General features: G+C 64.5%; 16 protein-coding genes. 5 read left to right on the top strand and 11 right to left on the bottom strand.

The annotated features are described in order from the left end of the window. Positions 1 to 43: 43 nt before the first annotated feature. On the bottom strand, positions 44 to 1,798 hold the full coding sequence (locus tag KHZ24_03845) for an FAD-binding protein (protein ID MBS5450331.1): 1,755 nt from the start codon (positions 1,796 to 1,798) through the stop codon (positions 44 to 46). A 473-nt stretch (positions 1,799 to 2,271) separates the two neighbouring features. Here KHZ24_03845 and KHZ24_03840 point away from each other — a divergent pair, with 473 nt between their 5' ends. Beyond that, the gene (locus tag KHZ24_03840) at positions 2,272 to 3,495 is read left to right on the top strand and encodes a helix-turn-helix transcriptional regulator (GenBank protein MBS5450330.1); all 1,224 of its coding nucleotides are present in this window, start codon (positions 2,272 to 2,274) and stop codon (positions 3,493 to 3,495) included. A gap of 21 nt (positions 3,496 to 3,516) precedes the next feature. Here KHZ24_03840 and KHZ24_03835 read toward each other — a convergent pair whose 3' ends face one another. The 3 genes from KHZ24_03835 to KHZ24_03825 form a co-directional block, all read right to left on the bottom strand. Next, on the bottom strand, positions 3,517 to 4,899 hold the full coding sequence (locus KHZ24_03835; protein MBS5450329.1) for a hypothetical protein: 1,383 nt from the start codon (positions 4,897 to 4,899) through the stop codon (positions 3,517 to 3,519). An 898-nt stretch (positions 4,900 to 5,797) separates the two neighbouring features. Further along, complete coding sequence (locus KHZ24_03830; GenBank protein MBS5450328.1) at positions 5,798 to 7,432, bottom strand: FAD-binding protein; 1,635 nt, start codon at positions 7,430 to 7,432, stop codon at positions 5,798 to 5,800. Positions 7,433 to 7,661: 229 nt separating this feature from the next. Then, complete coding sequence (locus KHZ24_03825; protein ID MBS5450327.1) at positions 7,662 to 9,137, bottom strand: helix-turn-helix transcriptional regulator; 1,476 nt, start codon at positions 9,135 to 9,137, stop codon at positions 7,662 to 7,664. A gap of 344 nt (positions 9,138 to 9,481) precedes the next feature. Here KHZ24_03825 and KHZ24_03820 point away from each other — a divergent pair, with 344 nt between their 5' ends. The 3 genes from KHZ24_03820 to KHZ24_03810 all read left to right on the top strand — a co-directional run bounded on the left by KHZ24_03820 (position 9,482) and on the right by KHZ24_03810 (position 13,500). Next, complete coding sequence (locus tag KHZ24_03820) at positions 9,482 to 11,230, top strand: FAD-binding protein (GenBank protein MBS5450326.1); 1,749 nt, start codon at positions 9,482 to 9,484, stop codon at positions 11,228 to 11,230. Positions 11,231 to 11,526: 296 nt separating this feature from the next. Further along, entirely contained in the window at positions 11,527 to 12,081 is a 555-nt protein-coding gene (locus KHZ24_03815) for a TetR/AcrR family transcriptional regulator (protein ID MBS5450325.1), read from the top strand. 183 nt (positions 12,082 to 12,264) lie between these two features. Next, positions 12,265 to 13,500 carry an ammonia-forming cytochrome c nitrite reductase subunit c552 gene (locus tag KHZ24_03810; protein ID MBS5450324.1) on the top strand — a complete coding sequence of 412 codons (1,236 nt, stop codon included), beginning with the start codon at positions 12,265 to 12,267 and terminating at the stop codon, positions 13,498 to 13,500. A gap of 141 nt (positions 13,501 to 13,641) precedes the next feature. On the opposite strand, the gene KHZ24_03805 is transcribed toward KHZ24_03810, so the two are convergent. From KHZ24_03805 to KHZ24_03790, 4 genes are all read right to left on the bottom strand, one after another. Then, on the bottom strand, positions 13,642 to 14,802 hold the full coding sequence (locus KHZ24_03805; GenBank protein MBS5450323.1) for an ABC transporter substrate-binding protein: 1,161 nt from the start codon (positions 14,800 to 14,802) through the stop codon (positions 13,642 to 13,644). A 1,698-nt stretch (positions 14,803 to 16,500) separates the two neighbouring features. Next, positions 16,501 to 17,325 carry a DUF364 domain-containing protein gene (locus KHZ24_03800; GenBank protein ID MBS5450322.1) on the bottom strand — a complete coding sequence of 275 codons (825 nt, stop codon included), beginning with the start codon at positions 17,323 to 17,325 and terminating at the stop codon, positions 16,501 to 16,503. A 79-nt stretch (positions 17,326 to 17,404) separates the two neighbouring features. Then, on the bottom strand, positions 17,405 to 18,199 hold the full coding sequence (locus KHZ24_03795) for an ABC transporter ATP-binding protein (protein ID MBS5450321.1): 795 nt from the start codon (positions 18,197 to 18,199) through the stop codon (positions 17,405 to 17,407). A gap of 3 nt (positions 18,200 to 18,202) precedes the next feature. Beyond that, complete coding sequence (locus KHZ24_03790) at positions 18,203 to 19,261, bottom strand: iron ABC transporter permease (protein MBS5450320.1); 1,059 nt, start codon at positions 19,259 to 19,261, stop codon at positions 18,203 to 18,205. A 251-nt stretch (positions 19,262 to 19,512) separates the two neighbouring features. On the opposite strand from KHZ24_03790, the gene KHZ24_03785 reads away from it, so the two are divergent. Then, on the top strand, positions 19,513 to 20,676 hold the full coding sequence (locus tag KHZ24_03785) for an ABC transporter substrate-binding protein (protein ID MBS5450319.1): 1,164 nt from the start codon (positions 19,513 to 19,515) through the stop codon (positions 20,674 to 20,676). Positions 20,677 to 20,779: 103 nt separating this feature from the next. Here KHZ24_03785 and folD read toward each other — a convergent pair whose 3' ends face one another. From folD to KHZ24_03770, 3 genes are all read right to left on the bottom strand, one after another. After that, a complete protein-coding gene (gene folD / locus KHZ24_03780) occupies positions 20,780 to 21,649 on the bottom strand; it encodes a bifunctional methylenetetrahydrofolate dehydrogenase/methenyltetrahydrofolate cyclohydrolase FolD (protein ID MBS5450318.1) in 870 nt (289 codons plus the stop codon). Between the two features lie 151 nt (positions 21,650 to 21,800). After that, positions 21,801 to 23,468, bottom strand: a complete 1,668-nt coding sequence (locus KHZ24_03775) for a formate--tetrahydrofolate ligase (protein MBS5450317.1) — start codon at positions 23,466 to 23,468, stop codon at positions 21,801 to 21,803. A gap of 321 nt (positions 23,469 to 23,789) precedes the next feature. Further along, positions 23,790 to 24,194, bottom strand: a complete 405-nt coding sequence (locus tag KHZ24_03770) for a hypothetical protein (GenBank protein ID MBS5450316.1) — start codon at positions 24,192 to 24,194, stop codon at positions 23,790 to 23,792. Between the last annotated feature and the right edge of the window lie 16 nt (positions 24,195 to 24,210).

The raw sequence follows: 24,210 nt of genomic DNA, 5'->3' as shown, positions 1-24,210 counted from the left end.
CGTCCATGCCGAGGCGACCTTTACGAAGCCTTTTTCGCGAGCCTTACTCGCCCGCAATGAACTTGACGGCCTGACGGGCCTCAGTCATCGTGCGACCGCAGGCAAGGCCCGGGAACAGCTCGGGATACACGCCCGAGAAGAAGCTGCCCGAGCAGTCGCCCGCCGCGTACAGGCCCTCGATGACCTGGTTCTGCGTGTCCTTGACCTGCATGTGCTCGTTGATCTTGAGGCCGTCGCCCGTGCACAGGATCGTGCCGCCGCACGTCACGCCGTAGAACGGCGGCGTCTTGAGCGTCGAGAGGCGGTAGTCCTCCTTGCCGAAGTCCTCGTCCACGCCGCTCTCGGCCATCTCGTTGTAGCGCTCGACCGTCGCCAGGAACGTGTCGACGGGCACGTTCAGACCCTCTGCCAGCTCCTCGAGCGTGTCGGCCTTCACGAGTGTGCCCTCGGCAGCCATCTGGTCGAACGTGCCGCCCTCGTCCATGAACATGTCGCGCATGATGATCGTGAGGCTCGCGCAGCCCAGCTTGTCGAACTTGACGACGTCATCCTTGAAGTTGGCGTCCCACACCGTCTTCCACGTGCCGTACGTCTGCTGGCTCGAGCAGTACACGTTCCAGTCGTAGGGGCCGCTCTCGTTCATGAAGCGCTCGCCCTCGGCGTTGACGCGCAGGAACGGCTGGGACGCCGGGTTGAACTGCCCCTCATGCGGGAACTTCCAGCCGCCCGTCTCCTCGTCGCGCACAAAGCCGCACGGCGTGCCGGGCTCGGTGACGCCGCGGTCCCAGATCATGCCCGTAGGCTCGACGTCCTTCTCGGCGCCGACCCACATGGCCGCCTTGATGCCCATGCCCGTGTCGAACACCCAGCCACCCTGGGCCGTCGTGCAACGAACGAGCATCGGGTTGAGCGCCTCGAGCATCTCGTAGTTGCCCGCGTAGCCACCAGTCGTGAGCAGCACGTTCTTGGCGTTGATCTGGACGTAGCCGTCGGGCGTACTGAAGATGGCGCCCGTCACGGGGCCGTCGCCGTCGCGCACGAGCTTGGCGAGGTCGTACTGGTAGTTGATGGCGTGGCCCGTCTGAGAGATGTAGTCCTCAAGCAGCTCGTTGCGCGACTTGTCCTTGTACTGCTCCGGCTGGTCCTCGCGGGCGTTGAAGTTGTGCTGCGTCGGCGCGCAGAAGTAGTGGCAGCCGCCGGCGCCCTGCTCGTTGCCCGTGTTCGTCTCGAAGTAAACGTCGAAGCCGTAGCCGTCCATGAGCGCGACGAGCCAGTCGCTCATCTCGGCCGAGTTGTCGAGCCAGTTCTTGATGACCTTCTGGTTCACCTTGCCGTTGGCGTAGCGCGTGAGCTCGTTGAGCATGAACAGCGGGTCAGCCTGCTTGCCGGCCTCGACGCACTGCGTGGAGTTGCAGACGCCGTACCAGTTGCGCGTCGTGCCGAGCACGGCCGTCTTCTCGCAGAGCTCGAAGTTCAGACCGAGGTCAGAGGCGGTGGCGGCGGCGACCATGCCGGCGTTGCCCGCACCGATGATGAGCAGGTCCGTCTCCTTCGTCTCGACGATGTCAGCCTCGGCGATCTCGGGCGCCGTGCCGAGCCAGTCGATGTCAGCCATGTGCTCGACGCCCCACGTGGGCGGCTCGTGCGTCTGCGAGTAGGAGGCACTCTCCTCGGCAGGGGCAGCCTTCTCGTCCTTGGCGGCAGAGCCTTCGGCAGCCATGGCGGAGGCAACGCCGGTAGCGGCAAGGGCGGAGGCGGCCGTGGCGCCGGCGACGAACGAGCGACGGGTGAGTTCCATGGATGAGCTTCCTTTCGTGAGAGGAAATCCGAGTGAGGGGATCGAAGCGAAGGTAGAACGCACCGCTCCCCTCGTGCGCTTTGTGACGCTACTCCCCCGTGCCGTCCCGCGGAGTCACCCCTGGAGGGGTATCTGTTGAAATCGCAGGTCAATGCGGTTACACTGTCTGCGAACGCAGCGAATGAGGCACCGTGATGGCAAGATGGGCGAAAGGGGGCACCATGGCACGCGGCTCCGAGATGGGCACCGAACAAGCGGGCGCCGCGCATGCGGCCTCCCCTGTGTGTCTCGCTGTCATCTACGCGGTCGCGCTTGCCTGCGACACAGCCCAGACCTGGTTGCTCAACAACGCGATCTTCCCGGTGACGAGCGAGGTGTTCCCCCTGGCGCGCGAGATCCAGACGCTCGCCGGCATCGCGGTGGGGGTCTTCGTGTTGCTCGCTGCCATGCGCCTGCCCCGCCTGCTCCGCCCGATGCCCCTGCTGCTCGGCAGCCTTATCCTGACGGCAGCCTCCTCCGTCGTCCTCGTCCTCGCACCGGACTACGCCGCCGCCGTGACAGCGGGGCTCGTGGGGCGCGCGGTCGGCCAGAGCTTTCCGTTTTACCTCATTGGCTTGGCCTATGCCCAGCTTGGACCCTCGCGGCTCAGCGCGGCGAGCATCGCCGGCGCCCTGCTGGTCGAGACGCTCATCACGAGCGTGCTGCCCGCACCAGGTTACGTCGCCGGCGTCTGGCTCAGCCTCGCCCTGTGCGCGATCTGCGCGGCCCTTCTGTGGCGATCGGGCGTGCCGCTGCTTGCAAACCTTTCCCAGACGCAAGGTGCCGAGCTGCGCGCTCTGGCAAGCCCCCGCTCGTTTCTCTCGCCGTTTCACCAGGTATACGTGCTCTCGTTTATATTCTCCGTCGCGTTTGGGTTCGCGCTCGCACTGCGCATCTCCCTGTTCACGCCCGCGGCAAGCAACGTGCAGATCGTCGTCGTGGCGCTCGTCGTCATCTGGTTCTTGCTGCCGTGGAAGGGCCGGGCACGTGAGGATGCGCTTTTCGCCGTTGCCGCCTTGCTTGTCGTGGCCGGGTTCCTACTCGCCCCGCTCGAGTCGCTGCCGAACGGTGCGTTGTCGAATGGCCTGCTTTACGCCGGCAACACGTGCTTTCGCATCCTGTTGTGGATCGTTTTAGCAGCGCTGTGCTCCCGCAACATCGGCGGTTCGCTGCTCGTGCTCGCCTGCGGAGCCATCGCGTCATCAGCCGGCACGTTCGTGGGCGCCGACCTGGGGCACCTGTGCAACGCGTTGCTCTCCGCCGTGCCGGAGGCCGCAGCGCTCGTGAGCGGCAGCGCCGTGCTGGGTCTGTTCGCCTACGTGCTGCTCGGCCTGCGTGGGTTCTCGTTCGCCGAGACCATCCGTGACGTAGAGCCCGAGAGCGAGCCCGATGTCGCCGAGGCCTCGACCCCCTCGCGCGACGAGCTCATCGACGCTGCCTGCGACAAGCTGACGGCTCGTTGCGGCCTGACAGAACGCGAGCGCGAGGTGCTCGGCATGCTCGCGCGCGGCCATAACGGCTACCACATCCGCGACGAGCTCACGCTGTCGTACAACACAGTGAAGACACACGTCAAACGCATCTATCGCAAGCTCGACGTCCACAGCCAGCAGGAGCTCATCGATCTCGTGGACGCTGGGACGCGCGAGGCCGCATAGGTAGGCGCAGCCAACCATAGCCTACTCGCGCGTGCCCCACTCGAGGCCGAGCAGCTCGTAGAGCTCCTCGCGGCTGTGGATGCCCATCTTCTCGTAGATGTGGCGCGTGTGGGCTTTGAGCGTACCCGGAGCAATCGAGAGGCTCTGGGCGATGGTGGCGGGGTCGCGTCGCAGCGCCCACGCATTGAGGACCTCCGCCTCGCGCGACGTCAGACCGTAGGCGCGCACAAGCTCGTTGCAGCGCTCGGCGAGGTCGTCTGCTGCCTGGGCAGCATCGTCGAGAGTGCCTCCGCTCAGCACCTTGATGCCCCAGCGCGCCTCGAGCTCGCGCTCGGAGAACAGCAGGAAGAACGAGGCGACGAGCGCCAGGCACGTCAAGACGGTCACGACGAGGCTCGCCGAGAAAGCGTCCGGCGCCAGCCTGCCAACAACACCTGACGTCGCATTGCCGAGCACGATGAATATCTGCATCGCCTGGTTTGCGGCGAGCAGCGGCACGATGGCGACGCCCGTGCGCTGACTCATGTCGTAGAACAGCACCCCGATACTCAGCGTCATGAGCGTGTAGCCGATGGAGACGAGGTAGGACGACACGACGCCGCCGAACAGGCCCTCTGTCGGCACGAGCAACAGGCCGCAGAGCATGACGGGCAGGGGAAGGCGGCAGAGACGTGCGACGTCGATGCGGTCGGAGAAGAAGTACGTCGCCACAAAGACGACCGCCATGGCGAGTCCCGTCGAGAACGACGCGTGCTGGCCCGCTCCAACAGCCGCCAGCGTCGACTGGCGTAGACCATAGGCGAACGAGAACACAGCGACGAGCGCGATGAGCTTCCACGGGAAGGCAAAGCGCGGATAGCCGGCACGCTGGCGCTCGGAGGGCGCAAGCGTCGCGAGGGCGGCACGGGAAAGCCCGACGGCGAGGAAGGGCATGACGGCAAGCACGAACGCAAGACGAGGCGCGTCACAGGCCTGGACGACCCACGTGAGTGCGCTGCTCAGCACGCGAGAGCCCGCCATGTAGAGCACGATGCGCAGCAGGCTGACGCCGACGAACACCTCTCCGTTGAGCAACAGGTACGCTCCATAGGCCGCACCGCCCGCCACGCTGAGCACAACGCAGACCCACGTCGGCAGCTCCACCCACAGCCCCGCGGAAAACACCAGGGACACGGCGAGCATGGCAGCGAGCGTCGCAGCCCACGCCCCGCGGCGCGCCGCCAGCGGAACGAGTTTGCGCGCAAGCAAGGCGATGGCGAACGAGATGGCAAAGAACCCCAGGTCGAAGATTGCGTGGGGCCAGGGAGTGATCGCTCCCCCTCCCCTGGTGACAGCCCCGGGGTCAACGAACACGAGCGTCAGCCACGTACGGGCGAACGCCGTACCAAAAAACGCAAGCGACACGGGCCCGGCAGGCAGCCGGACGTGGGACGGGCGTGATATGTCAGCCGCAGCGTTCATATCGCCATTGTAAGACGGTGCCGCCACCCCACAGGAGATGACAGCACCGTTTTGGCAAGAGAGTTTTGCGCTAGTCAGCAACATCATCAGCCGCGGTCTGCTCACAGGGTGGCGCTTTTTTCGTTTATGCGAGGTCTTGCAAAACCGGAGCCTGGAAATGGGCGCTATTGGCGGCAGTGCAAGGTTTGCGTGGCTCTCCGGAGCGCCCGAATTGGGGCGACACATCAGGTGCGGGACGCCTACCTGCGGTTTCCACAAACAACGGTGTTCTACAAAGCAGCAGCGACTCCCGCAAACCTCGCACAGCCGGCATTTGTGCCCAATTTTAGAGCGCCGTTTTACAAGACCTCGCACAACCGCAAATCGCGCCACACTGGGCGAGCACGCACCTCGCCCAGCAAACCCCTCATCCCCACAACGCTTCAGATACAAGCCAGAGCGAGGGGCCGCGTATGACATGCGTGAGCCCCGCTCCGACGCAGCAGATGGAGTGCTGTGGTTGCCGCAACAAGCAGTCCTGTAGCTGCCGTAGTGCGCCGGATACGAGGCGGGGCCGGGCGCCGCGTATTGACATACGCAAGCCCGATCCCAACGAAATGGCAGCACGCCACAGGCACATCTCACCTGGAGTTTCACAGTGCCCCAGATGCAAGGCGCCCGGCGGCGTAGCGTACTAGACGCTACGTAAGCCGCCGGGCAACGCCGCAGATGGAGTGCTGTCGCTGCCACGCGGCGGTGCCTCTGTAGCTGCCGTAGTGCGCCGAATACGAGGCGGGGCCGGGCGCCGCGTATTGCATACGCAAGCCCGACCCCAACGAAGTAGGCGGTGTGCTACGGTCTGCTACAGGGAGGCTACGTAGGCGCCGAGGACATACCCCGACGTCACGGCACGGCCGATGGAGAGGCCCTCGATGTTCATCGGGTAGTCCACGCCGCCGAAGAACTGGCCCGCGGCGTTACCGGCAGCGTACAGGCCGGTGATGGGCTGCATGTCGATGTTGAGGCACTGGCCGTTGCCATCGCACATGAGGCCGGAGAGGATGGCGGGCACGCCGTTGGAGCCACGGGGCACGGCGTAGTAGGGAGCGCCGTCGATCGGCACGAGGTAGCGGGCATCCTTGCCGAAGTCCTCGTCGGCGCCCTTCTCGCACAGCTCGTTGTAGCGGTCGATCTGCTCCTTGAGCGTGGCCGCGTCCATGTGCTCAGTGCCCCACTCGTTCTCATCGATGTAGGAGTTGATGGCGTCGGCCAGGCCCTCGATCGTGTCAGCGGAGAGCCACTTGCTGGAGTCGACGTCGCGGTAGGCGTTGTGCGTCGAGATCTCGTAGGGGTTGACCTCGCTCCACTCGTCGATGTAGTCAGCCCAGTTCGACGGCACGATCGACCAGATCTTGGCGGCGTTGGAGTTCGTGAAGCCGGTCTGGGCGATGTACTTGCGGCCGTAGTTGTTGAGATAGCCCATGCGGCCGCCGCAGTTCTCGTCCATGAAGCGGTGGCCCGTCGTGTCGAGGAAGAGGAACGGCATCTCGAGGCGCACCGGGGAGCCCTCGCCGTGGATCATCTTCGTGTGCGTCGGCGGCACGAGCACGGCGCCGGCCCACATGCCCATGGCGTAGCCGCTGCCGTCGCGCAGCATGACGCTGTCGTTGAAGCCGCGCACGTCGGGGCAGTAGTACTCGCGCATCTCCTTGTTGCCCGAGTAGTCGCCCGTGCACATGATGACGCCCTTCTTGGCGGTGAAGAGCAGGTGGTTGCCGTCGGCGTCCTGGCCGATGACACCGGTCACGGCGCCGTCCTCGGCGACCTGGAGCTGGACGGCGGGCGTGTTGAAGAAGAACTCGGCGCCAGCCTCGGCTTCGGCCTGGCAGATGATCTGCGCAGCGTCGTTGTGCGCGCCCTTGCAATGGAAGTACGTGTTGGCGTGCAGGTAGATGTCGTAGCCGTTGTACGTCAGCGTCGTGTCGTACGCCTGGGACTCGACGCCGCCCTTCGCGGCCTCATCAGCCCACCAGTTCAGAGCCTCGAACGAGTTCTCAGCCCACGAGCGCACAAGGTCGAGGTTCGAGCGGTAGTCGCTCTTCCAGTTGATGAACGAAACGCACGCGGCAACGCCGGCCGGGCTCGTCTGCGTCGTGTCAACGGAGGCGGCCATGTTGCCCGTCGTGAAAGCCGTGTCGGTGTTCTGCAGGCAGGCGACCGTAGCACCGGCCTCGAGCGCCGTGTGGACGGCGGACAGACCAGCCTCGCCGGCACCGACAACCACGACGTCATACTCGTACGTCTGGGCGAACTCGGTGATGGGCTCGGGCTTCACGAGGAAGCTCGGAACCATGGGGTTGCTCGCGGCCTCCTCAGCGGCAACAGCGTGCGTCAGCGGCATGGCGCTGACAGCGAGGCTCGCGGCGGCGACGCCAGCGGCACCCTTCACGAGCGAGCGACGATCGATGTTCTGGTCGGCGATGGAGTGGGCGGTCATGCGTGATCCTTCTTCCTCGTGGTGGGCGGCGCCTGCGCACTCCCGCAATGGGACGTGCCTGCGCCGCGCTGTCTCAACGCGTCGAGGCCGTACGATGCCGCATGACGCCCCAGAGAGCATCTACCGGGCGGTGTATCTGTATAACCCGGGCATAAACCACACCTCTGAGCTGGTGCGATGCCGTTTTGTTTTCTGTCAAGGAGCCAGGGGGTAAACCGGAGCGCAATGCCTACGCCCGACCGTTCAGCAACTGGATGAGCTCTTCGCGCGTCCCGACGCCAAGCTTGCGATAGAGGTTGCGCACATGCGTGTAGACCGTGCTTTCCGAGATGAGCAGCGTCTTAGCGACGTAGACAGAGCTGTGACCGCGTCCAACAAAGCCCAGCACTTCCGTCTCGCGTGGCGAGAGCCCCGCCTGAGCAGCAAGGCGCGCGATGCGCTCGTCAAGCGACTCCCCGCGCGCGCCCTGCACAGCATCCGTGTCCACCATGAGGCGCCACGACTTGAGACAGCCGCTCAATAGCAGCCAGCACCCATACGCTGCCGTGAGGATGATGAGCACGAGCGCGTTGTTGTCGATGAGGTCGGCCACCTGCGCGCCCAGGAATATGCCGAGGATGCCCGTCCCGCAGAACACCGCGACGAGCGCCGCAACCATGCCTGACCGCGAGAATTCGCCCGCGTTCGCCGTGGCTGCGGCAACCGCAACGCCTACGCAGCTCACCATCGAGTAGAACACGTAAATGGCAGCCAACCCAACCTCGTGCACGAGACTGTCAACCGGGAAGGAGCACAGCACGAGCGCCAGCGCGACGCAGGCAGGCAGAAGCACCTGGTAGAGCAGGGAGAACAACGGTCGCCGCCCCGCATGACCCCACGCAATCGCCACGGCAAGCAGCAAGGCGTCAGCCACGAGCATGCCAAGGTGCTGGGCGTCGACGACCTCGCCGAAAAGGAAAGCCGGCTGCACGCCCATCGCAAACGACGAGATTGCCATGCCAAGCAGCGGCACGCCCATAACCGAGAGAAACGCCGATGCGGCAGCGCGATATGGGTGGGCGGACGGAGCTGATTCTCCAGGTGCGCCCTCCTCAACAGCCTGAGGATGCAGCGACGCGCGGGGGCCGCCCGTCGTCCCACGTGCCAGACCCAGCGCCGGCCAGGCAACGCCAGCGACCACGAGTGCCATGAAGGCGAGCAGCGACCACGGGGCACCGAGTGCCGTCAGCGCCATGTTGCACAGGGCCGAGATCGCAAACGCCAGAGCAAGCATCTGGAGGCATCGACGCAGGTCAAACCCGCGCAGACAGTCCACCCACGCGGTGCACACCGGCACGAGTGCGCCCGCGGCGACAACGGAGGCGGCCGTCGCCACCGGAGCGCCCCAACCCGGCTGGAGCAACAGTAGCGCGGCAAACGTCAGCTCGCCCACGCCGTACAGCACAAAAGACGCCAGACCAACGCCCCGCGTGGCGACCGCTCGGCGAAGCCCCGGAACAAGCGCGACGAGCAGGGCCACAAGGAACGTGGCCAGCAGCAGTGGCTCCGCAAAGTGGCTCGTGAGCTCCGTCGTGTCGGAACCGTGCAACGCCATCATGTTCGGCGAGTAGATGAGCAGCGTCGTGAGAAACGCCGTCAGCGACACAAATCGCAGCGCTCGTCCCATCGTTTTCTGCATGGCCTCGTCGCCCCCGTCGTCCGGCATCGTGCATCCCTCTGCCAAAAACATCCCCACAATTCTATCGCGCTCGATCGCATTCTCCTCGGATGTGGGTGGCCGGTGGCCGCATGGGATCAAGACGTCGCGAAGGGATCTCATGAAAGCTCGATCTGCATCACGGGACAATCCATCATCGCAGGTCATCGTGTCAATACCCACAGACTCGCGGAAACCTTGAGGGTGTCTCGGAACGCGCCTACCCCACGCTCAGCACCTTCCGCGATGGTACGTTGTGGACACGCAGCCATATCGTGGGGATCGTTCGCAGGCGTCGAGGCCCACACAGCCCCGCGCCCTCACACAACCGTACCCACTCGAAAGGATGACCCATGGAACTCACCCGCAGGAACTTCGTCAAGACCGCCGGTGCCGCCGCTTCTGCCGTCGCGCTGGCTGGCGTTGCTTCCACCGCCCTCGCCGCCGAGGGCCCCGCACCCGCCGGCGCCGCCCCCGCCACCTCTGCCGTCGGTGACGCCGCCGAGCAAACCGACTGGCACATCGCCCCCGAGGAGGTCACGGAGTTCGCCCAGGAGATCGAGTGCGACGCCGTCGTCTGCGGCCACGGCTTCGCCGGCATCACCGCCTGCCGTGAGCTTGCCGAGGAGGGCGCCAACGTCTACCTCATCGAGAAGCAGCCCGAGGACACGTTCAACGCCGTCGGCAACGAGTTTGCGTCGCTGAACTCCGACATCCTTAAGGAGCGCGGCGTCGAGGAGATCGACCCGGTCGTCTTCTACCAGAACTTCATGAAGATCACCTCGAACCAGCCGAACCCCGAGCTCGTCATGAAGTTCGCCCAGAACTCCGCCGAGGCCACGAACTGGTACCTCTCCGCGCTGACCGACGAGGACTTCGCCACGATGACGACGGCCTTCTTCCCCAAGACAGCCCATCAGATGGACGAGCTGTCCGGCATCAAGTTCTGGGGCAGCGTCTGCTCGTTCTACGGCGAGTGCAACCAGACGAAGATCCACGGCTACAACCGCGAGCTCGCCAAGGAGGCCGGCGCCACGTTCATGTTCGGCACCGAGGCCTGGTACATCATCATGGAGGACGGTAAGGTTGCCGGCCTCGTCGCCAAGCAAGAGGACGGCTCGTTCGTCAAGTTCACTTGCAAGGCCGTCGTCTGCGCATGCGGTGGCTTCGGTGCCAACCAGCAGATGATGAACGACTTCATGCCCGACATGGCCAACGCCTGCGTCGAGGGCGAGCAGCTCACCTCGATGATGCCGTACAACACGGGCCGTGGCGTGCAGATGGCCTACTGGGCCGGCGCGCACCTCGAGACGACACCCGTGGCCGGCATGAACATGAAGGGGCTGTCCGTCCCCGGCAAGATGAACGTGCTGCCGCAGGCCGTCTGGGTTGACGAGAACGGCAAGCGCTTCTGCAACGAGTACTACCCCGTCTCTGAGCAGCGCGGCTACCAGGCCATCTTCAAGACGCGCAAGACGAAGTTTGCCATCTGCGACGACAACTTCACCGAGTATCGCCAGTACACCATCCCACAGCACGCCGGCTTCTCCGCGACCGACGAGAACATCACCGCGCTGCGCGAGTCGCTCGACACGGCCTACGCCAAGTTCAACGGCACCTATGAGGAGCCCGAGAAAAAGGACGACGGCCCCATGGGCGGCCCGATGACGAGCGCCGAGTTCATCGCCGATGACACGCTCGAGGGTCTGGCCGGTCAGCTCGGCCTGGAAGGCGCAGCCAAGGACGCGTTCCTGCAGCAGATCGCAGACTGGAACCAGTACTGCGCCGACGGCGTCGACCAGCAGTTCGGCCGTGACGAGAAAGTGCTGTTCCCCGTGGACAAGGCACCGTTCTACGCCGTGAAGTTCGACCCGCAGCTCGGCGAGACGATGGTGACGATGGGCGGCATCCTGACCGACGGCCAGCAGCGCGCCGTCGACAAGAACTACGAGCCGATCCCCGGCCTGTACGTCTCGGGCAACGACTGCGGCCGCCGCTTTGGCTACGAGTACGTGACGCCGATCCCCGGCTGCAGCCTGGGCTTCTGCATCACGCTGGGCCGCGAGTGCGGCAAGGAAGTCGCGAAGTACCTCGCTGAGTAGCGGGCGCCAAAACTTCCTCGCAGGATCACCAATCCGGTCCGGGGCACTTCCCCTGTGCTCAAACAGCTTCGCCGCATAGGGCGCGGCTGCAGAACTGCGCCAGGGGAAGTGCCCCGGACCTTCTGTATGCGTCACGGGGTTGGACGCGCGCTGTCGCTCGGAGCTGGAGGGGGGAGCCGTCGCGAGTTTCCCCTACTGCCTGCTCTTGCGTGTTACACTCGATAATAGACATGTGTCTGTCAGCGTATATGGGTGTGCAAGATCGTGAATGTGCCCACGAAGGCAGGGGGCTCGCCATGGAGGAGAAGCGCAGCGATCGACGGGCGGCTTACACACGCGCAGCCATCCGCAACGCCTTCTTCGAGATCATGCGAGAAAAGGGCTTCGCAAAAATGTCTGTCGCCGACATCTGCAAGCGAGCAGACATAAGTCGCGGGACGTTTTACCTGCACTACGAGGACAAATTCGCTCTGCTGAACACCCTCATAGACGCCGCACTCGACGCCGCTCCCCTCGTTAGCGAAAAACCGTCCGCCATGTGCCAGCGAGCCCCGTCGACCGAAGACGACCTGCTGCTGTACCAAGACCCCGCCACGTCTCCCTGGGTCGCCCAGCGCATCATCGATCGGAGTACCCCCGAGGTCGTCCCCACCATCATGAAAGCGACGGGGCTCTCCGAGCAGGACGCGAGCATCCTATTCGCCCACATAGTTCACGGCAATCTTGCAGTGAACCAGCACTTGGGATGGAAGGGCGACGCCCGCTTTTTAGATGTCCAGACCCTGCTCGCCCGCTTTATTGACGGAGGGCTCTCCTCGCTGCGGAACATCAACGGGCAACAGGAGAGCTAATACGCCCCCAAAGCCTCATCCGCATCGGGCTTAATCAACACTTTTAGCAATCCGTCTTTTGCTGAACGGATCGCCCCATCTGCACATTGCCTTTTGGTCATCATGCGCGCATCTTAAAAATGTCATGCGTATGTCACTAAAGTTGTGCATTTTCTACTTGATGATCACGAAAGAGGCGGCACCATGAACATTGCCAGAAAAGCGATGACGATCGTGGCGGCGGCATCGTTCGCCGGCGCTGCAGCGCTTATCGCATGCCATCCTGCCTATAGCCAAGCGCAGGAGCAAGCAGATTCTCCCAGCAACATCTCCGCCAGCCTGCCAAGCGAAGCTGCACAGTACACCGCCGAGGACTATGCCGACATCTTCCCCGACGAGGTAGGCTCTTTCATGTCAGGAACCAGCCAGGCGGAAGATGAGGACAACGGCTATGTGCACTCGCACGCCACGCTGGCAGAGCACGTCGAGCCCATGCTGCCGCAGCCGACCTCGTCCATGGCGTGCATCGCCTGCAAATCGACCGACTTCAACGCACTTTACGCACAAGAGGGCAAGCAGGCGTTTGCCACCGATGCGACCAACTACGTCGGCAACGGCAAGTACTGGGACTGCGGCATATGCCATGAGGGCACACCGGGCGGCACGCTTCATCCGAACCTTGCGTTTTACCAGCTCATCGGCAAGACGACCCTGAGCCAGGTCAGCACGGAGGAGGCCGTGTGCGGCCAGTGCCATAACGCCGTTGGGCGCTATGGTCGCTCGTGGCTAGCGGATTACGAAGGCGATATCGCGAGCATCGACCCCTATCGCTACGGTTTCGATCCCGACTCGCTCAAGCAGGCCTTCCTTGAAGACGGCGTGCAAGCGACCCACGAGGAGGACACGGGCGCGGACGTGTTCATCACGCAGCACCCCGACATCGAGATCTTCCAGGGCAGCGTGCACGAAAAGCTGGGGCTCACCTGCGTGAGCTGCCACATGCCCACGAAAACGAACGAGGACGGTCAGGAGTACACCTCGCACGACGCGTCATCCACGCCGCTCGAGAACGAGGAGGCCCTGGAGTTCTGCCTCACCTGCCACAAGGACCAGGGCGTCGATAACACCGATGAGATGCGTACCTTCATCGAGACGGCCGAGGCCGATCTTGGCGAGAAGGAACAGGTTGTCCAGGATAAGATTGCCCAGGCCCAGCAACTGCTGGCCAAAGCTACCAGCGAGGGCGGTATAGACGAGGAGACGCTGGAGCAAGCGCGCGAGCAATACGCGACCGCCAAGTGGTACAACGTGTATGCCCACGGATCGGCCGAGAAGCCGGGACAGAAAGTCGCGCACAACCCCGCCGCCGAGCGCTTCTATCAGGAGAAGGCAGCAGATCTTCTCGACCAGGCGATTGCGTCCCTGGATTCGCTCGCCTAGAAAGTTAGACCCAGCCCGGGGCTGTTCCTCTGACTCAGTTTGCCAGCTGCGTGTTTGCGGCGAAGCTGGCTGAGCGCAGGAGAACAGTCCCGGGCCGAAAACATGACGCCTGTGGCCAAAAGGGCCGTCGTGCCGGCAGAGCTACGCCGTCGCGACGGCCTCGAGCTGCTCGTCGGTGAGCTGGGTGCCGTAGAAGATCTGGAAGAAGTCCTGCATGTCCTGGTGCAGCTGGTCGACATAGGCCGCGTCGCCACCGCGCGTCACAAACGCGTTGAGCCAGTCGGTGCCCAGCACGCTGAACCAGCCATCAAAGCCGGCATACCGCAGCGGCGCGATGACGGTGCCGTTCTGGACGGCCTTAAGCGACGCCCAATCAGGGTTGGACATGATAGCGTCGGCGACATTCTGCGTTGCACACACGATGTAGTCGGGATCCCAGCCGATGACCTGCTCGAGGCTCACGTCGATGGACTCGTTGCCCGTGTCCTGCAGCTCGTCGGTAACATTCGTGCAACCGGCATTAACGATGTTGCGCGCAAAGATCGTGTCCTTACCCGGCACCTGCAGCGGCTCGCCGTTCTTGCCACAGTACATGACCGTCGGGCGCTCGTCGGCGGCCAGGTCGGCAACGTCATCAGCGATGCGCTGCGAGGCGGCCTCCCACCAGTCGCACATGGCCTGGGCGTCGGCTTCGTTGTTCAGCACCTCGCCCGCAACCTTGAACGCCTCGAGCACCTTGTCGACCGGCGACTTGGCCAGGCAGACGACCGGGATGTTGATCGTGTTCTGCAGCTCGTCGGCGTTGCCGTCACCATCGAGCGTGAAGATGACGTCGGGAGCGTAGGAGACAAGGGCCTCCTTGTCAGCGCCCTTCATGAAGACATTCGTAACCGGCAGGGCCTTGAGCGTCTCGAGCGTCTGGGCGTCAAAGTTCTGCGAGCTCGTACCCGAGTCAGCGAGATACGCCTTCGAGAACACCGTGTCGACGCAAACGAGCTTGTCGGCGCCGGCGAGGCGCACGACGATCTGACCTGCCTGCGGATGCAGCTCAGCGACGCGGTTGACCTGCGCGGGAACCTCGACCGTACGACCAGCGCAGTCCGTGACCGTCTTCGTGGCGCCGTCCTTGGCGGCGGAAGTAGAAGCGCCCTTGTCAGCTGCCGAGGAAGCTACAGCCTTGGCGTCCTTCTTGGCCGACTCAGCAGCAAAGGCGTGAGCCCCCAGGCCCAGCCCAGCGACGCCGGCAGCAGCAAGCGCGGCGAACGAGCGACGAGAAATGTTCGCGAAAAGCAGGGAAGCCATGTCCAAAACCCTTTCTCAGACACGCGGGGAACGTCCACGCGACGTCCTGCCCGTGGGCACCGTTCCAAAGGGACAGTGCCGATGTACCTAAGAGTAGATACCAAACAACACATCGTTTTCGAGAACTTCCCTACACGACAAAACGACACCGATTCAAAACAAGGACGCCTCCGACGTGGCATATCATGCCGCCCCCTGTCGGGACAGCCATGCGGCATGCCCTGACGGTCAGCTGACAACCGCGAAAGCGAGGCTCCGTATGGCCCACTTCACCCCTGGCATCTGTCTTGCCGGTTGCTCCGCCCTCGAATACTGGCGCACGGCCCCGCTCACTCCCTCGCAGCACGAGTGGGTCATCGATCCCGATGCAGCCCTGCTCGCGCCGCCGAGCCTCGCCCTACTCGACGAGCTTGGCGATCGCTGGAAGTCGACGCTCACCGCCCCGCTCGACCTCTGCGTGCTCAGGCGTTCCGAGCGACGCGTTCTCCCACTTGCTCAGGTCCACCTCTGCATGCCCACCTTGCCCGCACAATCAATCGCACGCGCCGCTCGTGGGCTATACGTCGTCTCACCCGAGCTCTCCTTCTTCCAGATGGCACGTGTGCTCGATCTGTTTGAGCTTACTCAGCTTGGTTTCGAGCTATGCGGAACATATGCTCCCGAGCGAAGGGGCACCACGGGACTCGTCCAAAGAAATCGGGCACTCACCAGCGTCCAGAGCATACGGACCGCGCTAGGCCTCATGCGAGGCGCACGCAACCGGGCTACCGCCCTGCGCGCAATAAACCTCGTACGAGATAACGCCGCCTCCCCCATGGAGAGCGTGTGTGCCATGCTCCTCGGAATGCCACGACGGTTGGGAGGCTTCGGTCTTCCCCCGTTTTCGCTCAACCGGCGCATCGAGTTCGATGACGCCGCACGCAGCATTGCCCATCGTGACCATGCAAAAGCCGATCTGTATTGGGAGTCAGCGCGCGTGGACGTCGAATACGAGGGACGCATATATCACGAAGGCGAGGCGCGCATGGCCTCGGACAAAGCCCGTGCCAATGCCCTGGCACATATGGGGATAACAACGATCTCGCTCTTTGACGAGCACGTACAGAGTGACGCGATGTTCTGCACAATGGCCTGCGATATCGCGCATGCCATCGGCTTTCGGATGAGACCCTTGGATACGAGGGACAGGGAACGCAGGCTCACCTTACGCCGAGCCATTCTGCGTCATTCCGATGGCAGCGCACAACCTCGTTGGGCGGGGATGCGCGAGGGGGAACCCACGCTCGGGGAGGCACTCGAAGAGCACCATCACCGGGACGGGAGAGGGAAATATAGCAGAGAGCCTCGAATCGCTGCGTCCCCGTCATGCGACAGGGCTGCAAGAGTCCATCGGAAGGCCCCCCGCAAGCCATGACCAGCACAAAAACCGGCCCTAGTGCACGACTCTTGGCTGATGCTCGCACAAAACAAGCGTCGAGTGCATGCTTCTTCGGGAAGGAACTGGCAGCAAGCGGCCCGGTCGCTTCTTGCCGCCAGCAAAAGCGCAGGTAGAGGCCTTCCCCTCAAAGGGAACCGTCCCCGTAGCCCCTCTTCTCCACAAAGAAACATGCACTCGACGGTCAAAACGCACATGGCAGGCCAGAGAAACCTGCACTCGAGGCCTTTTCGCGGCAGAAAGCGCAGCAACCTGCGTCTCCGCTACTCCGCGAGCGGCAGCTCCAGACCAGGGCGCACGACGCGCATCATCTGAATGGCCTCGCCAAACAGCATGCCACGGCCGTTGCGCACCGCAAACGCCGTCTTCTCGGGATCGCCCACGACGCTGCCCGCCAGCACGTCAACCCCGTAGGAGAACAGCACCGGCGCGGGCACGACGCTCGGGCCGGTCATGACCGTCAGCGCATTGCGCGACAGCTCGAGCAGACGAGGCAATGTCTTGTTCATCGTCGTCGTGCCCGTGATGAACACCATGTCCTGGGAGGGCAGCACATACTCGCACGCCGGGTCGGGCGTGTCGCTCTGCCCGCAGTTGCGCTCGAGCACCGTAAGCTCATCGCAGCACTCGGCAAGGTCAAGCACATGCGGGAAATGACCGATGACCGTAACCTTCTTGCCGGACATCATCGGGCGGAACTCATGGAACGCTTCGCGCTTGCGCTCGGACGGAGCCAGCTCGCGCTGTTCCTCGTAGACAGCACCCATCGGGTCGAGCAGCTCACGACGGGAGTACCACGCGTTGAGCGCTGCCACACCGAGCGTCGCCTGCTCGAAGTTCCAGCTCTTCGAGAGCTCCGCCACCTCGCGCAGGCTGCGACCGCGCAGATCGCTCGCGCCACGAGAACCGTGACCACCCGACGCGCCACCTCGCATCGTCCACGCCACGCCGCACCCGCACTCGGCGTTCACGTAGCTCCAGTGCAGGCCCATGCCGTAGTCGGTAACGCACGCGTCCTGCGGAACCCCTGCGATGAGCTCGTCGTACAGCGCCCACGGATTGCACTGCGGCTGATCGGTCCCCGTCATTGCGACACCCTTCCCCTTGAATTGTGGCGCCCCACCGGGAGCGCATCCTCTGGCATGGTACCCGCACCGCACGCCTCGCTTACAGCGCGACGCACACCCTTCTCGTGCCGCCGTCCGTCAGCGGCGCCTCCACAACGTCGACCGGGACGCCATAAATGCCGCGCAGCACCGGCCCGGTTATGATCTCGCCCGGCGTTCCGACCCGCTCGACCCGGCCGCCCTTCACGACAACGACCGTGTCGGCGCAGTAGATGGCGTGGTGCGGGTCGTGCGTCACCATGAGCACGCTCGCGCCCTCGCGAGACAGCTCGCGCATCCGCGACAGCACCATGTGCTGGTTGCCGAAGTCAAGGCTCGCCGTGGGCTCGTCCATGACGATGAGCTCGGGCTGCTGCGCCAGCGCCCGCGCGATGAGCACGAGCTGCTGCTGGCCGCCGGACAGCCGCGTGTAGACAGACTGCGCCAGATCCTCGATGCCCAGCAGGCACAGCGCGTCCCAAGCCGCCCGCTTGTCGGCGTGCGACACGGCGGAGAACCGGCCGACGTGAGGCGTGCGCCCCATGAGCACGACGTCGGCCACCTTGAACGGGAACGGCGGCCGGTGTGCCTGCGGGATGTACGCGAGCGCCCGGGCGCGCTGGCGGTCGTCCATCGAGGCGACGGCCACGCCGCGCACGTAGGCGCCGCCACCCAGAGGCCGTAACAGGCCGAGGATCGTCTTGAGCAGCGTCGTCTTGCCGCAGCCGTTCGCACCGATGATGCAGGCAAAGCTTCCAGAGCGCATAGAGAAGTTCGCGCGGTCTATGATCGTTGCTCCGTCGTAGCCGCAGCTCAGATCGCGGACGTCAAGAATGGTGTCCTCCGTCGCATCCATCGGCTACCACCCCTTCATGTTGTGCTTGAAGATGATGACGAAGAACGGCACGCCGATGATCGACGTCAGAATGCCCACCGGTATCTCCAGGCTGAGCAGCATGCGGCACAGGTCGTCGACGAGCAGCAGGTAGCCTGCACCGATAACCATGGACGCAGGAATGAGCGCGCGGTAGTTCGGCCCCACGAGGGCGCGCGCCACATGCGGGATGACGAGGCCGACCCAGCCGACGATGCCCGACACGGCCACGGACACCGACACGATGAGCGTCGCGGCGAATATGACAACGAGCCGGACGCGCGCCACGTTGATGCCGAGGCTCTTGGCCTCCTCCTGGCCGAAGCTCATGGCGTTGAGCTTCCATCGCTCGAGCATGAGCAGGGCAAAGCCGCCGAGCATGGGCAGCGAGATGGCGAACAGGTCGTTCTGGTCGACGCGCGAGAAGCCGCCCATGAGCCAAAACGTGATGGCGGGTAGCTTGTCGTTGGCATCGGCCATGAACTTGACCATGGACACACCCGACTGGAACAGCGTCGAGATGAGGATGCCGCCGAGCACGAGGCCCAGTAGCTCGTCGTAGTGGATGATCTTGTTGAGCCAGATGACGCACGCCACGGCGATCATGCCACCCGCAAACGCCATGAGCTGTACCATCGCACTCGGCATGTTGAGCAGCAGCGCAGCGCATGCTCCCAGGCTCGCGCCCGCGGAGGCGCCGAGCAGATCGGGGGAAACGAGCGGGTTTTTGAACATGCCCTGGTATGCCGCACCGGCAGAGGCGAGGGCGGCGCCGACGAGCATGACAACGAGCACGCGCGGCAGGCGGATGTTGAGCAGCGCCGTCTGCATGCGCGTGTCCACGGCCTCGGGGTTGAACAGCGTGTTCCAAATCGTCGAGACAAGCTCGACGGGCGTAATGGGATACTTGCCGACGGCGAACGAACCCACCGCGATGGCAAGCAGGCCGAGCGGGATAGCGATCTTCAACCACAGCGCGACAGGCCGGTCGATGTTGCGCTCGGCGAGATCATCGGCACTGGGCGTATCGAACGCCGACGCCATCGAACGCTCGTCGGGGGCGTCGCTCCCCCGCGCCTCGTCTGAGTTGCTCACGGATATCCCTCCCCTAACTCCCTCCCTGCGAATTGACTATTTTAAAGCCAGGTGACCTAATTTTGCAGACAAATTGACATTGTCAGGTACCTTATCAATTCTGTTTCAACTTCACGTTCTATCCATTTCCAACAGTGCATGTTAGGATGGACACGCACTGTCCACAAGGAGCACTGTTCCATGTAATGGGAGGGATGAGCATGAAGGCTCAAGCACGTGCGCTGCCCAGGCTGCTCGCCGTCGTCCTGACGGTCGCGCTTGCCCTGGCCGCCTTCGCTTCGTCGGCAGGGGTCGCCCACGCCGCCGAGGGCGATCGCACCATCACCGATGACGCCGGACGCGAGGTCACGATCCCCAGCGTCGAGTCGCTCGAGAAGATCTACTTCACGAGCCCCATCGGCCAGATCTTCTGCTTCACGCTAGCGCCCGAGCTGTGCGCCGGCACGACGATGGACTTCACGGAGCAGGAGCTCGCCAACCTGCCCGAGGGCACGGACAAGCTGCCGAACCTCGGCACGCTGTCCGGCGGCGGCGAGCTAAACCCCGAGGCCATCCTCGCCGAGGGCATCCAGCTCATCTTCTCGATCACCTCAGTCGAGCCCGGCGAGTCCGACGCCTCGTTCGCTGACGACCTGCAGAACCAGACCGGCATCCCGGTCGTCGTCCTCAATGGCTCGTTCGACACGACGGCCGCCTGCTACGAGTCGCTCGGCGAGCTGCTCGGCAAGCAGGACGAGGCCAAGGCCATGGCTGACTACTGCACGAAGGTCGCCGAGGACGTCGCCGCGGCCGTGGCGAGCGTTCCCGAGGACGAGCGCGTGAGCGTGTACTACGCCGAGGGCCCCGACGGCCTGCAGACCGAGCCTACGTCCTCGACGCACGCCCTGGTCTTCAAGCTGGCCGGTGCCGAGAACGTCGCCAAAGATCTCGAGGCCGAGGGCGGCAAGGGCCGCACGGCCGTCTCGCTTGAGCAGGTTCTGGCCTGGAACCCCGACGTCATCGTCTCCTGGGACGACCAGCGCTTTGAGGGTGGCGCCGACGAGCTCATCCGCACCGACCCCAACTGGTCTGAGATCAAGGCCGTGAAGGACGGTCGCGTCTACACGATGGTTCAGACCCCGTTCTCCTGGCTTGACCGCCCGCCGGCAGTCAACCGCTTCATCGGCCTGCAGTGGCTGACGAACCTTCTGTATCCCGAGGCCTACGACATCGACATCGTGGCCACGACGCAGGAGTTCTACAGCATGTTCTATCACCGCGACCTCACGGAGGAGCAGGTTATCGAGCTCCTGGGCAACAGCTACACGCCCGCTGACGGCGAGGCAGCCGCGTCCAGCGTCGCTGACGAGAAGCAGGCCGCGTAGCCCCACGGCACCACAGCGCGATAAGCATCGCCTCCGCACAGCAAAGCCCCGCCTGCTGGACGCATCCAACAGGCGGGGCTTTTTGTACGCACGCGTCAATGACCTAGCGCGGCCACTCCGAGCTGACGCCGGCGAGGTGCTCGGCTGCCGTCACCGTGTTGAGCATGAGCATGGCACGCGTCATGGGGCCGACGCCGCCGGGCACCGGCGTGATGGCACCGGCGATGGGCTCCACAGCGTCAAAGTCCACGTCACCGCAGAGCTTGCCCGCCTCGTCGCGGTTCATTCCCACATCGATGACGACGGCACCCGGAGCCATCCAGTCGGCTTGCACGAGCTTGGCATGGCCGATAGCCGAGACGACGATGTCGGCCTGGTGGCTCGTCTCCACCTTGTTGGGCGTGCGCGAGTGGCAGATCGTCACCGTGGCGTCCGCCTCCATGAGCATGAGCGCCATGGGCTTGCCGACGATCGTCGAGCGGCCGAGCACGACAGCGCGCTTCCCCGCCGGGTCGATGTCGTACTCGCGCAGCAGGCGCATAACGCCCGCCGGCGTGCATGGACGCGGACCGGGAAGGCCGCGCATGAGGCGGCCGAGGTTGACCGGGTGGAAGCCGTCGACATCCTTCTCGGGCGAGATGCGCGCGATAGCCGCCTCAGCGTCAAGGTGGGCAGGCAGGGGCATCTGCACGAGTATGCCGCTAACGCGCGGGTCGGCATTGAGCTTGGCGAGCAGGTCGTCGAGCTCGGCCTGCGTCGCCGTGGCGGGCAGGTCGTAGTCAAACGCCGAGATGCCGCACTGTGCGCAATCGCGGCGCTTGTTGCGCACGTAGACCGAGCTTGCCGGGTCATCGCCCACAAGCACGACAGCCAGGCCACAGGGATGTCCCGCGGCGGCAAGCCGCTCCACGCGTCCCGCCGCCTCGGCCAGCACTTTCGCGGCAACAGCCTTGCCGTCTATCAGGACCGCCATAGAAAGCCCTCCTTCATACCAGAAAGTCCGAAGGCGACGCTCGAGCGCATTGTCCGCCACATGCGGGAGAGACCATAGTCGCCTCGCCCACCCCGTGCCAGACGCGCCCGGGCATCGCCCCCGGAGTCGTGTTGTGCGCGAGCAAAAAACCTTAGAACAGGCCCGTGATCTTCCCCGTCTCGTCGACGTCGATAGCCTCGGCAGCCGGGACCTTCGGCAGACCGGGCATCGTCATGACATCGCCGGTCAGAGCAACAACAAAGCCAGCACCGGCCGAGACCTTGACCTCGCGAACCGTCATGCGGAACCCACGCGGCGCGCCGAGTAGGTTCGGATCGTCCGAGAAGCTGTACTGTGTCTTTGCGATGCACACCGGCAGGTTACCGTAGCCGAACTCATGCAGCGTCGCAACCTGCTTCTTGGCGGCAGGCGTGAAGTCGACGCCATCGGCATGGTAGACACGCGTGGCCACGGCCTCGATAGCGTCCTCGATGCCGGTGCCGTCGGGATAGCTGTACGTCAGCTGGCTCGGCTGCTCCACGAGACGCAGCACCTCCTCGGCCAGCTTGATGCCGCCCTCGCCGCCCTTGGCCCACACCTCGGACAGCACGGCGTTCACGCCCTTGGCACGGCACTGCTCCTCGATGAGGGCGAGCTCGGCCTCCGTGTCCGTGGGGTGACGGTTGATGGCCACGACGACGGGCATGCCAAAGACCTGCGTCATGTTCTCGACGTGCTGCAGCAGGTTGGGAAGGCCGCGCTCCAGCGCCTCGAGGTTCTCGGCATCGAGCTCCTTCTTCGGAACTCCGCCGTTCATCTTGAGAGCGCGCGCCGTCGCGACGATAACGACGGCGTTGGGCGACAGGCCGGCCATGCGGCACTTGATGTCGCAGAACTTCTCCGCGCCCAGGTCGGCACCAAAGCCGGCCTCCGTGATGGCGATGTCGCCCAAAGCCATGGCCATGCGCGTCGCCATAACAGAGTTGCAGCCATGCGCGATGTTGGCGAACGGGCCGCAGTGGACGAAAGCCGGCGTGCCCTCGAGCGTCTGCACGAGGTTGGGCTTGAGCGCGTCCTTGAGCAGGGCGGCCATGGCGCCCGTCGCCTTGAGGTCGCCCGCCGTGACAGGCTTGCCGGCATAGGAGTAGCCCACGACGATACGCGCGAGGCGCTCTTTGAGGTCAGGGATGTCACGTGCCAGGCAGAGCACAGCCATGATCTCGGACGCGACCGTGATGTCGAAGCCGTCCTCGCGCGGCGTGCCGTTGGCCTTGCCGCCCAGGCCGTCCACGACGTGGCGCAGCTGGCGATCGTTCATGTCGACGACGCGCTTCCACGTGACGCGGCGCGGGTCGATTCCCAGGACATTGCCCTGCTGGATGTGGTTGTCGAGCATGGCAGCCAGCAGATTGTTCGCGGCGCCGATGGCGTGGAAGTCACCCGTAAAGTGCAGGTTGATGTCCTCCATAGGGATGACCTGGGCATAGCCGCCGCCCGCAGCGCCGCCCTTCACGCCGAACACCGGGCCCAGCGACGGCTCGCGCAGGGCTACGACGACGTTCTTCCCCAGGCGCTTCATGGCGTCGGCGAGACCGATGGTCGTCGTGGTCTTGCCCTCGCCGGCAGGCGTGGGGTTGATAGCCGTGACCAGGACGAGCTTGCCAGGCGTGTGCTGCTGCTCGCGCAACAGGTTGTAGTCGACCTTCGCCTTCGTCGAGCCATAGCGCTCGAGGTACTTCTCGTCGATGCCCAGCGGGGCAGCGACCTCAGCGATGTCGCGCGGCGTGACGGACTGGGCGATCTCGATGTCGGTCAACACGATGGGGTCTCCTCTCGTGGCGTCCGGGCAGGACGTCTCGGACATTCCGGAACGGCGCCAGCGCCCGGGCAGGCTCATCCTCGCGGTCATTCTGCCACGCTCCGGGGGCGCGGGAACCCTCCCAACAAGAAATCCGGCACGCCTCAGAAGGCAATCCGGCAGACGGCGCGACATGGTGCCCCACAGGAACGAAGTGTCATACGCCTGACGTACACTTCCCACACTTGCGGCGCGTCTACCAGCATGTTTATGAAGGCATCCTCACAAATGTACGAACGAATCTCCGGCAGCCATCCCCGGCGCGCACCAGAGAGCCGCCCCTTATGCCCGTCCCTCGGCCTGCTGAGCCGCAAGCGCCTCCTGAACCTCGGGCGGCACCATTCCGGGCTCCACGCCATACGACGCATTGATGGCACGCGCCTGCTCGCGGCGCACACCCGCCATGCCGTCAGGGCGTCCCTCGTAGACGTCTGCGATGCGCTCGAGGCAGTACGCCGCGTAAACGGCGAGGCGCTCGTCGACAGCGGAGATCTGCATCATCGTGACGAGGGAAGCTGGCGACAGCGCCAGGGCCGTCGCCGCGTCCATGTCGAGCACCTCGCCAATGACGGCCTCGTAGTCGGCAACGCCCTGTTCGTCGCCCGCACGCAAGCGCCCTGCGCCGCGCATCACGGACTCGACAAAGCGGGCGATCATGTCCACCAGGTAGTCGTTGCGAATCGCCATACGTCATCCTTTCCGC

It is taken from the genome of Coriobacteriia bacterium, assembly GCA_018368455.1.
Taxonomy (GTDB): Bacteria; Actinomycetota; Coriobacteriia; order Coriobacteriales; family UMGS124; genus JAGZEG01.
This window is presented reverse-complemented; position numbering and strand designations above follow the sequence as displayed.

Bases quoted from the DNA above. Each gene is read 5' to 3' on its own strand.
- KHZ24_03815 (MBS5450325.1), top strand. From the start codon at position 11,527: ATGGAGGAGAAGCGCAGCGATCGACGGGCGGCTTACACACGCGCAGCC.
- KHZ24_03825 (MBS5450327.1), bottom strand. From the start codon at position 9,137: ATGCCGGACGACGGGGGCGACGAGGCCATGCAGAAAACGATGGGACGA.
- KHZ24_03800 (MBS5450322.1), bottom strand. From the start codon at position 17,325: ATGACGGGGACCGATCAGCCGCAGTGCAATCCGTGGGCGCTGTACGAC.
- KHZ24_03795 (MBS5450321.1), bottom strand. From the start codon at position 18,199: ATGGATGCGACGGAGGACACCATTCTTGACGTCCGCGATCTGAGCTGC.
- KHZ24_03805 (MBS5450323.1), bottom strand. From the start codon at position 14,802: ATGGCTTCCCTGCTTTTCGCGAACATTTCTCGTCGCTCGTTCGCCGCG.
- KHZ24_03840 (MBS5450330.1), top strand. From the start codon at position 2,272: ATGCCCCTGCTGCTCGGCAGCCTTATCCTGACGGCAGCCTCCTCCGTC.
- KHZ24_03830 (MBS5450328.1), bottom strand. From the start codon at position 7,432: ATGACCGCCCACTCCATCGCCGACCAGAACATCGATCGTCGCTCGCTC.
- KHZ24_03785 (MBS5450319.1), top strand. From the start codon at position 19,513: ATGAAGGCTCAAGCACGTGCGCTGCCCAGGCTGCTCGCCGTCGTCCTG.
- KHZ24_03810 (MBS5450324.1), top strand. From the start codon at position 12,265: ATGAACATTGCCAGAAAAGCGATGACGATCGTGGCGGCGGCATCGTTC.
- KHZ24_03820 (MBS5450326.1), top strand. From the start codon at position 9,482: ATGGAACTCACCCGCAGGAACTTCGTCAAGACCGCCGGTGCCGCCGCT.
- KHZ24_03845 (MBS5450331.1), bottom strand. From the start codon at position 1,798: ATGGAACTCACCCGTCGCTCGTTCGTCGCCGGCGCCACGGCCGCCTCC.
- KHZ24_03770 (MBS5450316.1), bottom strand. From the start codon at position 24,194: ATGGCGATTCGCAACGACTACCTGGTGGACATGATCGCCCGCTTTGTC.
- folD (MBS5450318.1), bottom strand. From the start codon at position 21,649: ATGGCGGTCCTGATAGACGGCAAGGCTGTTGCCGCGAAAGTGCTGGCC.
- KHZ24_03790 (MBS5450320.1), bottom strand. From the start codon at position 19,261: ATGGCGTCGGCGTTCGATACGCCCAGTGCCGATGATCTCGCCGAGCGC.